Source organism: Streptomyces sp. NPDC058045, from assembly GCF_042885635.1.
Classification (GTDB): domain Bacteria; phylum Actinomycetota; class Actinomycetes; order Streptomycetales; family Streptomycetaceae; genus Streptomyces.
Map to the genome: position 1 here is coordinate 1 of NZ_JBHVRR010000085.1, position 13,699 is coordinate 13,699.

Genomic DNA, 13,699 nt, shown 5'->3' on the forward strand with positions numbered 1-13,699 from the left:
AGGCATCACTCCGTGATGCCTTGCCGGTCCACTCCGTGGTCCGGCGGCTCGGATCGCTCCGCGATCCGGCCTGAACGGCCCGCGCTCCGCGCTGGCCTGAGGTTAGGGTTGGGCGCGCGCTTGACGGCGTGTCAGCGCGCCCAACCCCCACCCTGACGCGAACTGCCTATGTTCGGGGTCATGCTGACGCGGCTTCAGGCCCCAGCCCCCGCTCCCGTGTCGAGGTGCGGGCCCTCCGGATCCGGTCCTCTACTGTAGCGCTTCCGGGGTGCTTCCTTAGCGGAGTTGTGGGCGAAAAAGTTAAGTGATCTCTGTGTTTTCGGGGCGCTCCTCTTCGGCGAGAGCGGTGTCGGCTTCACCGAGGATGCTCTGGATCAACTGGCATCTGCTGTCGGAGAGTTGACCGTTCTTCTGGGCGGTGCGGGTCTTGCAGAGCCAGGGGCCGATCATCACGCGCGTTTCCCCGTCGACATTGCCCCCTCCCGGGCACCAGGGACAGGTCTGTGAGCGAGGAGCCCGTCGAGGTCGAGGGTGGTCAGGCGGGTGCGGCGGATTTCGGCGAGCGGCTCCATCACCTGGGGACCCGCTGCCGATCAACCCCGCTGCTGCAGCATCGAGCCTTCACAGGGTCAACTGGCTTCTGCCTTGCGGGAGTTGACTGTTCTTCTGGTCTTTTGGCCGGTGCTGTGGCTCCGTCAGGGGCTCAGATCAAGGGTGCGGGCCGCCGTGTCGGGCCCATGCGTCCGGGGTGGTGGTAGCGATCACCGCGCCGTCGGGGCGGTCCAGGCTCGGCCGGGATGCGTACAGCGTGTGTGCCGCGGCCCAAGAGGTGCCCGTGGTCTCTCCTGCGGTCAGGGCTGCGGGCAGGTCCAGGTTCAGGAACGTGACTCCCGGCAGGGCCGCCAGATGCTCCCCCGTGCCCGGACGCTCCCGGTCGGCCTCCACCAGGGCGCAGGCCGTGGCGTAGAGGAACCAGCCCGGCTCGGTGTGCGAGCGGTGGATCAACCGGGACGCCAGTGCGTTCCCCCTCCCTGCAGCGAGCAGGGCGGAGGTGTCGAGCAGGACATGCACCGCGCCGCTCACGTGGGCGCGCCCCAGGCGCCAGCTCAGCTCCGCATTGGGTGCTTCTTCCTCGGCGGGGGGGGTCGTAGCCCATTCCCTTCCCGCAGCCTCACGGGCCTTCTCCGCGCGTTCCGCACGCTCCGCAGATGTCAGCAGCATGTCCGCCAGAGACGCTAAAGCCGACACCCCGACCCGCGTCCCTTCGATCGCCTGGACGAGTGACAGCGGCCCCGTCTCGCCTCCGCCCCACGCCCTCATGCGCTACAGAACACACCCAGAAGGAGGTCCGACGACTCACACCACCACCGAATCCGGAAAACCACCATCAAGATCAACCAGCTAAGACACCAATCCACCAGCGCGAACGCCAACCCGCATCAATGACGCAGAAACCCGAACACCCAGCGGCCCCTTCCCGAACCTCGCAACGGGAGAAGGATGGCCTGGGAGCGGCAGGTGTGGGAGGTCGAGAGCGGGTATCCCGGTCGGTGCCTGGGGGAGGGGCATGGGAAGTCGTGTGTTCTGGAAGGGAGTTCAGGAGGTCCCGGGCCCGTACTGGGTGCGTCGGTGGCAGCGGCGCCCGGGTTCGCTCACCAGCACACGTAGCCGCCGTCGACGACGAGGTCGGCGCCGGTGACGAAGGATGCGGCTGCGGAGGCGAGGAAGACGGCGGGGCCCACCATTTCCTCGGGTTCGGCGATCCGGCCGAGGGGGGTGTCGGACGCGTACGCCTTGAGTCGATCGGCTACCTCGGGGCGCTTGTTCATTGGGGTGAGGGTGTAGCCGGGGCTGATGGAGTTGACCCGGACTCCGCGGTCGGCCCATTCGGTGGCCAGGCTCTTGGTGAGGTGTATGACTGCGGCCTTCGACGCGTTGTAGTGCGCTTGGAGCAGGCCGCGGTTGGCGATCGTGCCGGACATGGAGGCGATGTTGACGATCGAGCCGCCGTCCTGGGCGAGCATCATGCGGGCCTCGGCCTGAGCGCTGAGGAAGACTCCGGTGAGGTTGATGTCCACGATGCGGCGGAAGTCGTCGGCCGGCATGTCCTCGGCGGCGGTCGCGCCGGCGACTCCCGCACAGTTGACGGCTGTACGGATCGGGCCGAACGAGTTGGCGGCCGCCTGGATCGCCTCGGCGAGGGAGTCGGGGGAGGATACGTCCCCGCTGAGGCCGATCGCGCGGCCTCGTGCGGCGAGGACCAGGTCAGCGGTCGCCTGGGCGGCTCGGGCGTCGCGGTCGAAGCAGGCGACGTCCGCGCCGCAGGCGGCGAAGCCCAGGGCGATGGCTTGGCCGATGCCACTGCCCGCACCGGTGATGAACGCGGGTTTCCCCTTGAGGGAGAAGGCTTGGGGGGAGAAGGCTGTGGTGGGGGGTGTGGTGTTCATGGGGCTCGGATCTCTCGGCGGCGGGAAATCGATCGGGGGTGGGGGTGGGCGTCAGCTCATGAACATGCCGCCGTCGATGTTGATCGTCTGTCCGGTGACGTAGTCGGCCTCGGTGCTGGCCAGGAAGAGCAGGACGTTGGCGATGTCGTCGGCGGTTCCGGCGCGGCCGACGGGGATTTTGCCGACCCACTCTGCCATCAGCTCGCCTGGGTTGTAGTCGCCGAGGAGTTCACCCCACTTGCGGTCGTTGTAGTCCCACATGTCGCTGCCGACGATGCCGGGGGCGTAGGCGTTGACGGTGATTCCGGATGGGGCGAGTTCCTTGGCCAGTGACTGGGTCAGGCCCATGACGCCGAATTTCGATGCCGCGTAGGCAGGGGTGTAGATGAAGCCCTGGCGGGCCTGTCCGGAGGCGGCGTTGAGGATCCGTCCGCCGCGGGCGCCCTGGGGGCGGCGTGCCATTGCGGCGGCTGCGGCCTGGGCGCAGAGGAAGACGCCCTTGGTGTTGACGTCGAGGACTCGGTCCCAGTCGGTCTCTGTGATGTCCGCGAGCTGGGAGATGGTGATGACGCCGGCGTTCTGGATGGATACGTCGACGGTGCCGAACTCCCGCTCGGCGGTGGTGTAGAGGCGTTCTACCTGGGTGGGGTCGGTGACATCGGCGGGTACTGCGAGTGTGTCGCCGCCGATCGCCTGGGCGCTGTCGTGGACGGATGGGTCCCGGTCGGCGAGGACGACTCGGGCGCCCTCGGCGGCGAATCGGGCGGCGATGCCGCGGCCGATTCCCTGCGCGGCGCCGGTTACGACGACGGTCTTGCCGGTGAATCGTTGTGTCTGCGGTTCGGACATGTCTGCTCCGGTTTCTCGTGGGGGAACGTGGGGTGGCGGGTGGGTGGGCCGTCTGTCCGGCGAGGGTGCGAACTGGGGTCGGCTCAGTTCTGTGCGCCGCGGGCGCGGGCGACCGCGTCGCGCCAGCCGGACATGCGGTGGTTGCGCCAGGCGTCGTTCCGGTCCGGGGAGAAGCGGGTGGTGTGCGGGGTGAGGGTGGGCAGGTCGGCGTCGTTCCAGAGGCCGAGTGCCGTTCCGGCGAGGTGTGCGGCGCCGAGGGCGGATACTTCGGGGCGTCCGGCCCGTAGCACGGGTCGGCCGATCAGTTCGGCTTGGAGTGCCATGAGGCTCTCGTTGGCGGTCGGGCCGCCGTCGGCCTGTAGTTCCTTCGCCGGGGCGCCGAGAACCGTGTCCAGCCTGGTCAGGGTGTCGGCCACCTGGAAGGCCAGGGACTCCACGGCGGCGCGGGCGACCTCGGGCCGCCCGGCGTCAAGGTCCATGCCGACCATCAGTGCTTTGGCTTCGCGGTCCCAGTACGGTGCGCCCAGGCCGGAGAATGCCGGTACCAGGTACATCTCCGTGCCTGGGCGGGCGTGGGTGGCCAGGGCGGCGATGCCCGCCGCGTCCGTGCCGAGTAGGTGGGCGGCCCAGCCTATGGCTGTGCCGGCGGAGGCGATGTTGGCCTCCAGTGCGTGTGCGGGGCTCGTTTCCCGGGTGCGGCGCCAGGCGAGGGTCGATGCCACGCCGTGCCCCGGCTGGCGTCCTTCCGGGTTCAGGACCATGAGCGAGGATCCGGTGCCGTACGTGGCTTTCACGATGCCGGGGCGGCCGTGGCTTTGTGCGAACAGTGCCGCGTGGGAGTCGCCCAGGACGGCGCCGATCGGCAGCCCGTCGGCGAGCCCGGGCACGTCTTTGGTGCGGCCGAGTTCCGGTGCCGCGCCGTCGGAGGCGGCGATCCGGGGCAGTGCGGCTTGCGGGATGTGGAACAGGGCGAGCAGTTCTGGGTCCCAGTCCGCGTGGTCGAGGCGGACCAGTTGGGTGCGGGAGGCGCAGCCGGTCTCGGTGGCGTCGGTGGCGCCGCTGGTGAGGCGGTGGAGGAGCCAGGCGTCGGCTGTGCCGACGCGTAGCCGTCCGGCGCTGGAGCGTTCGCGGTTGGCGTCGACGGAGTCGAGTAGCCACTCTGCCTTGGATGCGGAGAACATCGGGTCGACGGGCAGGCCGCTGCGGGCGGTGATCAGCTTGCCGTCGCCGGATGCGGCCAGCTTGGCGCACTTCTCGGCTGTGCGGCGGTCTTGCCAACTGATCAGTGGTGACTGCGGGGTGCCGGTCTGCGTGTCCCAGGTGAGGATGGCTTCGCGTTGCACGCTCAGGCCGAGTCCGATGACGCGGGCCCCGAGTTCGGCGGCCCGGGTGGCCAGTTCTCCGGCGACGCCGGTGACGCTGTTCCACAGTGCGGAGGGGTCCTGCTCGACCCAGCCGGGCTGCGGGCGCTGCTGGTCCAGGGGGCGGTGTGCGGTGGCGAGGACCTGTCCGTTCTCGGCGACGAGCAGTCCTTTGGTGCCGCTGGTGCCTTGGTCGATCGCCAGGACCGTCCCGAGGCCGGGGTTGTTCATGCCGCTGCTCCCTGCCTTGCGCTGGTCAGGTCGCGTGCTGCATGTGCGACGGACTCGGCGTCGATGCCGAAGTAGTCGGCTAGGAAGGCTGGGCTGCCGGTGGGGGTGAACTCGTCCCGTACGCCGAGCAGTCGCATCGGCACGGGTTGGCGCGAGGCCAGGAACTCGGTGATCGCGCTGCCGAGGCCGCCGTGGATGTTGGCTTCTTCGACGGTGACGATTCGGCCGGTCTCGGTGGCGGCGGCGAGCAGTGCCTGTTCGTCCAGCGGCTTGACTGTGGAGAAGTTCAGTACGCGTGCGTCGATGCCTTCGGCGGCCAGTTGGTGTGCGGCGTCGAGGGTGGCGGAGACGGTGGTGCCCACGCCGATCAGTGTGATGTCGCTACCGTCGCGTAGCCGGGCCGCGCGGCCGGTCTCGAACGGGATGTGCGGGGTGAGGTCGGGTACTTTGGTGCGGCCGATGCGAAGGTAGACGGGGCCGTCGTAGTGGTGGGCCCAGTGCAGCGCTTCACGTGTCTCGGCCGGGTCGGCGGGGGTGAGGACGATCATCTCGGGCAGGGTGCGGATCCAGGCGAAGTCCTCTACGCCGTGGTGTGTGGGTCCGAGCTGGCCGTAGGCGAAGCCGGGGCTCATGGCGCACAGCTTGACGTTGGTGCGCGAGTAGGCGACGTCCGCTTTGATCTGTTCCAGGGCGCGTCCGGTCAGGAAGGGGGCGGCGGCGCAGACGTAGGGGATGCGCCCGCCGTTGGCGAGCCCTGCGGCGACGCCGACCATGAGTTGCTCGGCGATTCCGACGTTGACGAGGCGGTCTTGGAAGCGGTTCTGGAAGTCCTTCAGGTTGGACGAGCCGACGGAGTCGTTGCAGACGGCCACGGTGCGTGTGTCGGCCTCGGCGAGCTCGATCAGTGTCTCGGCGAACGTTGTGCGGCAGTCGTGCAGTTCGGGGGTTCCGGCGGCGGTGGTGCTCATCGGGTCAGCTCCTCAAGGGCGGCGGTGGTCTGCTCGGCGGAGGGCACTTTGTGGTGCCACTCGACGCGGTCCTCGATGAAGGACACGCCCTTGCCCTTGACCGTGTCGGCGATGAGGCACCGGGGGCGGCCGGTCAGGGGGCGTTGTTCGCTGAGTGCCTGGTAGAGCGCTTCGTGGTCGTGGCCGTCGACGACGTGGGTGTCGAAGCCGAAGGCCGCCCACTTGGCGTTCAGCGGCTCAAGGCCGGAGGTTTTCTCGGTGGCTGCGCCCTGCTGGAAGCGGTTGCGGTCGACGATCACGGTGAGTCGTCCCAGGCGTTGCTGGGAGGCGCTCATTGCGGCTTCCCAGTTGCTGCCTTCTTGTAGCTCTCCGTCGCCGGTGAGGACGAAGGTGCGCCGGGTGGAGTTGTCCAGTTTGGCGGCGGTGGCCATGCCGACGGCGACGGGGAAGCCGTGGCCGAGTGGACCGGTGTTGGTTTCGACGCCGGGGACTTTGCGCCGGTTCGGGTGGCCGTTCAGGGGTGAGAGCGGTTCCATGAACGTGGTCAGTTCGGCTTTGTCGAAGAAGCCGGCGTGCGCGAGCGTTGAGTAGAGGATGCCGGCTGCGTGGCCCTTGCTGAGGACGAAGCGGTCGCGTTCGGGCCAGTGGGGGTTCTCCGGGTCCACGTTGAGGATCGCGAAGTAGAGCGTTGTGACGATGTCGGCGGCGGAGTAGTCACCGCCTATGTGGCCCTGGCCCGCTTTGCTGATCATTGCGAGGTCGGCGCGGCGGATGGCGTAGGCCAGCTTGGTCAGGCGGGTGGTGCGTTCTGCGGGGAGGGCCCCGCGCAGCTCCCGCCGGGTGTCGGCGAGCCGCGCCGTGGCGCTGGGTGCTGGTGTGAGGACCACGTGCATATCCATTCAGCTCTGCGTTACGATTCACTCGTAGTGAAGCCCCCGAACTCGGAGGAGTCAAGAGTCCGGGGTTCCCGAGAATCTGCGGGCCCGCGTTCCGGACCTGGCACGACATGCCGATGAGCAGGAAAGGAGCCCTGACGGGGTGAGCAGCAGACCCAAGTCGCAGTTCGGGTGGAGCCGGACGGGCCGGCCGACCCGGACCGGGTGGCCCGCGAGCACTTCGTCCCGCACCTGTTCCCCGCCCGATCAGGCGAGGGGCGCCCGACGGCCGGACGCCCCTTCGGACACCCGCTCCTGATGCGGCTGCGGCACCATCGGCTCGGCACAGGACGAGCTGCGGCACCATCGGCTCGGCACAGGACGAGCCGACCACGTCCCGTGGCGCACCCCGAGGCGCCGTCCACCGATGACGGGGCCTCGGGCGCCCTGTGACAAGAGGAGCGGTTGCTCCGTGTCAGGTGTCGGTCATGCCGTGGCGAGGTGCATGACCGCGGCGTCGGTCGCCTCCGCTGCGGGCAGGATGCCCTGCTGCCGCCCCCGGCTCAGTACCAGCACGCGGTGGGACAGCCCGAGGACCTCGTCGAGGTCGGAGCTGACCACCACGACGGCCATACCGGACCGGGCCAGGTCCGCGATCACCTCGTAGATGGCCGCCCTGGCGCCGACGTCGATGCCGCGCGTGGGCTCGTCGAGGATGATGACCTTGGGCTGGCGCTCCAGCCATTTGGCGATGACGACCTTCTGCTGGTTGCCGCCGGAGAGCGTCCCCACCGGTTGTTCGGGCCGCCCCTTGACGGTCATCAGCTTGATGGCGTCGGCGGCCACGGCGGCGACGCGCCCCGAGGTCAGCCAGCCCTGCCGGGCGACCCGGTCGAGGTTGGGCAGGATCACGTTGTCACCGATCGAGAGATCGAGCACGGCACCCTGGCCCTTGCGGTCCTCCGGTACGAGCACCACTCCCGCCTCGATGGCGTCCCGTGGCCCGCGCAGGCGCAGCACCTGGCCGTCGACGGACACCTTTCCCCCGGTCACCGGGTCGACGCCGGTGACCGCCCGCACGAGTTCGGTGCGTCCGGCACCGACGATCCCGGCGATGCCGAACACCTCGCCCGCGCGCACGCTGAAGGAGACGTCCTGGAAGGACGGGTTGGAGAGCCCCTCCACCCGAAGCACCTCACGCTCCGCCGGAGTTCCCGTGTCGGGGAAGATCCGGTCGACGCTGCGCCCCACCATCTCCTCGACCAGCTGTGCCACGGGGACCCGCGCGTTCGCATGGGTGGCGACTCGCTTTCCGTCCCGCATCACCACGACGCGGTCGCAGATGCGGGCGATCTCCTCCAGCCGGTGGCTGATGTAGATGAAGGACACGCCTTGCTTGCGCAGCGCGTCGATCCGCTCGAAGAGGTGGTCGGTCTCGTCGCCGCCGAGGGCGGCTGTCGGCTCGTCGAGGAGCAGCAGCTTCGCATCGAGCGTGAGGGCCTTGGCGATCTCGACCTGCTGCCGGGCGGCCACGCCGAGCGTGCCGACCAGCCGGGTGGGAGAGATGTCGAGGCCGAGACGGTGCAGTTGTTCCCGCGCACGGCGGTTCATCTCCGCACGGTCTATCCGTCCGCCACGGGTGAGGAGCCGGCCCAGGAACACGTTCTCGGCGACCGACAGGTCCGGCAGCAGGCGGGTCTCCTGATGGATGAGCCCGATGCCGTCGGTGATGGCGTCCCCGGGAGCCTTCGGTTCATAGGTCCGCCCCTGCCAGGACATCCGGCCGGTGTCGGAGGGGAACAAACCGGCGATGATGTTGGACAGCGTGGACTTGCCGGCACCGTTCTCGCCCAGCAACGCCACCACTTCACCGGGGCGTACGTCGAGGTCGAAGTCGTCGAGGACCCGGGTGGCACCGAAACGCTTGGACACTCCCCGTACGACGAGGCCCTCGTGGGCCCCGCCGTCCGGGGGCTGGCTTTCGTGTGTCATGGCGGTGTTCGTCCTCACGCTCACGGGTGCGTCTTGATGTACTGGTCGGCCTTCGCCGTGTCGTCCTTCGTCAGGAGGTGGGCGGGCAGAAGCTGCTCGGCCGGGACCTTCTTCTTGTCGAGGATGTCCAGCGAGGTCGTCACGGCCATCCGGCCCATCTTCTGCGTCTGCTGGACCATGGTGGCGTCGATGGTGCCGTTCCGTACGGCCTTCATGCCCGCGATGTCACCGTCGAAGCCGACGATCAGACGCTTCGGCCCGCCGGCGCTCTTCGCGGCCCGCGCGGCACCGAGCGCCATCGCGTCGGCCTGGCCCCACATGATGTCGATGCCGGGATTGGCCTGGAGCATGTCCTGGGCGACCGTGTATGCCTTGTCCTGCGCCCAGTCGGCGGGCTGCTGAGAGACCACCTTGATACCGGGCGCGGTCTTGAGCGCCTGAGTGAACCCCTTCTGCCGGTCCACCTGCGGGGTGGTTCCGATCTGGCCCTGGAGAACGGCCAACTTCCCCTTGCCGCCCTTCTTCTTGACCACCCACTCGCCGAGCTGCCTGGAGGCGGCGACGCTGTCGCTGGCGATGAAGGACTTACCAGGCGCGCCGGCCGGGTTGCGGTCGACCGTGATGACGGGGATCTTCGCGCGTTCCGCGGCCTTCACCGGCACCGCGGCCGCGGTGGCGCCGGCGGGGATGTAGATGATGGTGCTGACCCCGCGGCTGATGAAGTCCTGGATCTGGTTGACCTGGGTGGCCGAGTCACCACGGGCGTCGGAGACGACGACCTTGGCCCCCTTCTTCTTGGCCTCGGCCTCCACGGACTGCTTGATCTGGTTGAAGAAGTCCGCCTGGAGGTTGGCCACGGCCAGGCCGATCACCACGGGCTTGCCGTCCGAGGTGGTCTTACCGCCGCCGCCTCGGCCGCAGGCGGTGGCGGTGGCGGTCAGCGCCAAGACGCCCACGATGCTGGTGGCGACGAGGTGTTGGGTCTTCATGAGAACTGCTCCTTCGGGGCGTGCCCGGCAAGTCGGGCAGTGGCGCGTGAAAGCGTGAGAGGTGGAGACGTGAGAGGTGGAGAAAGGAGTGGTGAGAACGAGGTCGCGGCGACTGCGCGGCCGCTCGGCGCGGGGAGATCAGTGGGCCTTGCGCCGCCGTAGGACGTCGAGCATGACGGCCAACGCGATCACCACACCGATGACGACCTGCTGGACGAACGGGGACACCCCCAGCAGGTTCAGACCGTTGCGCAGGACTCCGATGATCAGGACGCCGAACACCGTGCCGGTGACGGAGCCGACACCGCCCTTGAGACTCGCGCCGCCGATCACCACGGCGGCGATCGCGTCGAGTTCAAGGCCCAGTCCGGCGCTCGGCTGCGAGGAGTCCAGACGCATCGCCAGGAAGACCCCGGCCACACCCGACAGCAGACCGGCCACGGTGTAGACGAGTACCGTCTTCTTCCGCACGCTGACGCCGGCGAGCCGGGCGACCTCGGAGCTTCCGCCGATGGCGTACAACTCCCGTCCGCCGACGCGGTAGCGCATGTACGCCCACCCCGCCGCGTACAGCGCCACGAGGACGAGGGCCGTCATCGTGAAGAAGCCCAGATAGCGCGTGGTGGACAGGTTGCCGAACCATCCGGGGTATCCGACGATCTGCTGCCCGTCCGTGATGAGGTTGGCCAGACCACGGGCGATCGACATCATCGCCAAGGTCGCGATGAACGGCGGGAGCTTGGCGAGCGTGATGCCGAGGCCGTTCGCCACACCACACACCCCCGCGACGCCGATGGCGGTGACCGCGCTGAGCCACAACGGCCATCCGAAGTCATGGGAGAGCCAGCCGAGCGTCATCGTCGCCAGGGCCAGCACCGCGCCGACCGACAAGTCGATACCGCCGATCACGATGACGGCAGTCATCCCCAAGGCGAGCAGACCGAGGATCACCGTCTGGTCAAGGATGTTCAGCAGATTGTTCTGGGTAAGGAAGAACGGCGTCGCGATGAAGAAGACGACACACATGACGAGCAGGCCCAGCGCCGGACCCCGAGACCCCGTCAAAAGTGCCGTCGCCCAGGCAGGCGCCTTCATCCGCCGTTCCACCGACTGCGATTCACCGGTCGGCTGTGGGTCCGTGGACGCCGCCGCCTTGCTGGTCGTACTCATGAGAGTCTCCGGATAGTGAAGGTATGCATCCAAGTCGGGAGAGGTGGCGCGGACAGCGATCGATGGCTGTCACGCGCCGCGCGTACGGCACTACGGATCACGGGCGATACAACGGCCCCGCTCCCGGAACCGCCTCGTCCCGGCTGGGTCTGTGATGAGCATCTGGATCGTCCTCGATCGCACGAACAAGACGGTCGCCGTGGCCCCGCAGCGCCGTCCGGAAGAGCGGGCCCGGCGAGCGGGAGGGCGTGAGGGAGAGGGGAAACGATGACTGGCCGACAACCCTCTGAATTTCTATTCAGCAATGAATCGGAATGTTCCTCATGCTGAGCGCGTTTCGGCCGCGTGTCAATAGGGTGAATCGACGCCCTTGCCGACGTTGCCGACACCCTGGTCGAGGGTGGTCGCGGTCCGGAAGCCCGCCGTCCCACCGGCCGATCCCGGTTCGGCGGGCCGCGCAAGGCGTCGCTGCCGAGAGGGATCCGCTCCGCACCGCCTCAACTCCGCCGCGCTGTGCGAATATCTATGCAGGGCCGGGGGGTTGAGCGTGCGCCCCCACGACCTGGACGGCAGAAGACGACAGGAGGGGTGTCCCGTGGCGATCATCGGCGAGGAACTGCGGATGATGACACACGTGGCCAGGCTGTACCACCTTCAGGGCATACGTCAGCCGGAGATCGCAGCGCGCCTGGACCTTTCACAGGCGAAGGTGTCCCGGCTACTGAAGAAGGCACAGGACCAAGGCATCGTGCGGATCACCGTGACCCCGCCGTCCGGCACCCACCCGGACCTGGAGGACGGCCTCCAGGAACGGTACGGGCTGAAACTGGCCCTGGTCGTCGACACCGCCCCCGACAACGAGCGCATGATGCTCGGCGATCTTGGCGCGGCAGCCGCCTACTACCTGCAGACGACCTTGCGCTCAGGTGACGTCGTCGGCATTTCCTCCTGGAGCGCCAGCCTGCTTGCCACAGTTCAAGCGATGCAGCCAGTCCCCGGACTCAAGGGAGTGCGCATCGTGCAAGCAGTCGGCGGGATCGGCGACCCAGCCGCCGCCGGTCACGCCTCGCGCATGACCGGCCAGCTAGCGCAGTTGGTCAATGGTGAAGCCGTCTACCTACAGGCACCCGGCGTAGCAGGATCAGCAGAGAGCGCCCGCGCACTACGAGCCGACCCATTCATCTCGGCAGCACTGGGCGAGCTGGACGAACTGAACATCGCACTGGTAGGCATCGGCGAAATCACCCCATCCAGCACCCTCGCCCGCAGCGGAAACGCATTCTCCAGCAAGGAACGCGCCGAACTAGAGAAGCTCGGCGCGGTCGGCGATGTGTGCCTGCACTTCTACGACACCCAAGGGCGGCCGGTCGAGTTCGAAATGGACTCCCGAGTCGTCGGCATCACACGTGAGCAGCTTGCCGCCGCTCGCCGGAAGGTGGGAGTGGCCGGCGGCAACCGGAAACACAGATCAATCCGGGCAGCCGTCGAGGGCGGCCTGGTGGATATCCTCGTGACGGATCAGGAGACGGGTTCAGCACTCATGGCCTAGGTGTATTGGCCCGGAGGGTTGTTGACGCGGGTGATGGGTGGGTGTCCGTCGAGTGCGGTGTGGCTGCGGTGGTGGTTGTAGGTGTGGAGGAAGTCTGCCAGGGCTTGGGTGCGCTCGTTGTTGGAGGTGTAGGTGCGTAGGTAGGCCCATTCGTCGAGGAGGGTGCGGTTGAAGCGTTCGACTTTGCCGTTGGTCTGTGGTCGGTAGGGCCTGATCTTCTTGTGGAGGATGCCGGCCCTGGTCAGGGTCTGGGTGAACAGCTTGGACTTGTAGCAGGCGCCGTTGTCGGTCAGGACGCGTTCGACGGTGATGCCGTGGGTCTGGAAGAAGGTGTTCGCGCGTTGCCAGAAGGCGATGGCGGTGTGTTGGCGTTCGTCGGTGAGGATCTCGGTGTAGGCGAGGCGGGAGTGGTCGTCGACGGCGGAGTGGATGTAGCTGTAGCCGATGACCGGGTGGCAGCTCTTGCGCTCGGTGGTGGTGGCCTGGCGGTTGCGGTCACCGGCCGTCCTGCCGACGGTCCGCCATCCGCCGCCGTCCGGGATGTTGCCGAGCTTCTTGATGTCGACGTGGACCAGTTCTCCCGGCCGGGCGCGTTCGTAGCGGCGGATCGGCTCGCCCGTCGGCCGGTCGAGCCAGGTCAGACGGTTCAGGCCGTGCCGGACCAGGACGCGGTGCACGGTCGAGGCGGGCAGGCCCAGGATCGGGCCGATGCGGGCGGGGCCGAGCTTGCGGGCCTGGCGGAGCTCGCAGACGCGGGTCTCGACCGCGGGAGCCGTACGGTGCGGTGTGGTGTGCGGCCGGCTGGAGCGGTCGACAAGGCCCGCATCGCCCTCCGTCCGCCACCGGCGCATCCACTCGTGGGCTGTGGCCCGGGAGATCCCCATTTCGGCGGCCACATGAGCAACTGGACGGCCGGAACAGACACGTTCGACGAGCAGCCGTCTCCCGAAGACGGTCAGCCGGGCATTACGGTGGGACACGAAGACCTCCGTGCGGTGCAGTCCTAGACAGCTCCACCACACCGGAGGTCTTCACCATGATCAAGCCCGCCGAGTGTCAACAACGCTCGTGATCAATACAGCTAGGCCGTTTCCTTCGGATCACCTGGTCGTTGGTTGTTGTGTGTCGTTGACTGATGCCCAGTGGGCGAGGATCGAGCCGTTGCTGCCGGATCGGACGCCGAAGCGGGGTGGGCGGTGGCGGGATCACCGGCAGGTGATCGACGCGATCGCGTTCAAGTACCGCACCGGGACGCCGTGGATGGACCT

At 68.2% G+C, this 13,699-nt stretch carries 12 protein-coding genes and 1 pseudogene; 2 read left to right on the plus strand and 11 right to left on the minus strand.

The window, feature by feature from the left end; translation table 11 throughout:
• Positions 1-300: 300 nt before the first annotated feature.
• From ACFVST_RS28195 to ACFVST_RS28240, 10 genes and pseudogenes are all read right to left on the minus strand, one after another.
• A complete protein-coding gene (locus ACFVST_RS28195; RefSeq protein WP_390156424.1) occupies positions 301-450 on the minus strand; it encodes a hypothetical protein in 150 nt (49 codons plus the stop codon).
• A 245-nt stretch (positions 451-695) separates the two neighbouring features.
• Positions 696-1,083 (minus strand): annotated as a pseudogene (locus ACFVST_RS28200) (hypothetical protein).
• 569 nt (positions 1,084-1,652) lie between these two features.
• On the minus strand, positions 1,653-2,447 hold the full coding sequence (locus ACFVST_RS28205; RefSeq protein WP_390156425.1) for an SDR family oxidoreductase: 795 nt from the start codon (positions 2,445-2,447) through the stop codon (positions 1,653-1,655).
• Positions 2,448-2,498: 51 nt separating this feature from the next.
• The gene (locus tag ACFVST_RS28210) at positions 2,499-3,296 is read right to left on the minus strand and encodes an SDR family oxidoreductase (RefSeq protein WP_390156426.1); all 798 of its coding nucleotides are present in this window, start codon (positions 3,294-3,296) and stop codon (positions 2,499-2,501) included.
• Between the two features lie 83 nt (positions 3,297-3,379).
• Entirely contained in the window at positions 3,380-4,888 is a 1,509-nt protein-coding gene (locus ACFVST_RS28215; protein WP_390156427.1) for a glycerol kinase, read from the minus strand.
• Positions 4,885-5,856 carry a transketolase family protein gene (locus ACFVST_RS28220; protein ID WP_390156428.1) on the minus strand — a complete coding sequence of 324 codons (972 nt, stop codon included), beginning with the start codon at positions 5,854-5,856 and terminating at the stop codon, positions 4,885-4,887. Before ACFVST_RS28220 ends, ACFVST_RS28215 begins: the two co-directional genes overlap by 4 nt.
• Positions 5,853-6,755: a transketolase gene (locus ACFVST_RS28225; protein WP_390156429.1), complete on the minus strand. Its 903-nt coding sequence runs from the start codon at positions 6,753-6,755 to the stop codon at positions 5,853-5,855. The genes ACFVST_RS28220 and ACFVST_RS28225 overlap by 4 nt, the downstream gene beginning before the upstream one ends.
• Before the next feature lie 462 nt (positions 6,756-7,217).
• Entirely contained in the window at positions 7,218-8,723 is a 1,506-nt protein-coding gene (locus ACFVST_RS28230; protein ID WP_390156430.1) for a sugar ABC transporter ATP-binding protein, read from the minus strand.
• A gap of 20 nt (positions 8,724-8,743) precedes the next feature.
• A complete protein-coding gene (locus tag ACFVST_RS28235; protein WP_390156431.1) occupies positions 8,744-9,712 on the minus strand; it encodes a substrate-binding domain-containing protein in 969 nt (322 codons plus the stop codon).
• 138 nt (positions 9,713-9,850) lie between these two features.
• A complete protein-coding gene (locus ACFVST_RS28240; protein ID WP_390156432.1) occupies positions 9,851-10,882 on the minus strand; it encodes an ABC transporter permease in 1,032 nt (343 codons plus the stop codon).
• 595 nt (positions 10,883-11,477) lie between these two features.
• Here ACFVST_RS28240 and ACFVST_RS28245 point away from each other — a divergent pair.
• A complete protein-coding gene (locus ACFVST_RS28245) occupies positions 11,478-12,431 on the plus strand; it encodes a sugar-binding transcriptional regulator (protein ID WP_390156433.1) in 954 nt (317 codons plus the stop codon).
• Here ACFVST_RS28245 and ACFVST_RS28250 read toward each other — a convergent pair.
• Positions 12,428-13,411 carry an IS481 family transposase gene (locus ACFVST_RS28250; RefSeq protein ID WP_390156434.1) on the minus strand — a complete coding sequence of 328 codons (984 nt, stop codon included), beginning with the start codon at positions 13,409-13,411 and terminating at the stop codon, positions 12,428-12,430. The two genes, ACFVST_RS28245 and ACFVST_RS28250, sit on opposite strands and share 4 nt — an antisense overlap.
• A gap of 142 nt (positions 13,412-13,553) precedes the next feature.
• On the opposite strand from ACFVST_RS28250, the gene ACFVST_RS28255 reads away from it, so the two are divergent.
• On the plus strand, positions 13,554-13,699 hold a 146-nt coding region (locus ACFVST_RS28255), incomplete at its 3' end, for a transposase (RefSeq protein WP_390156435.1).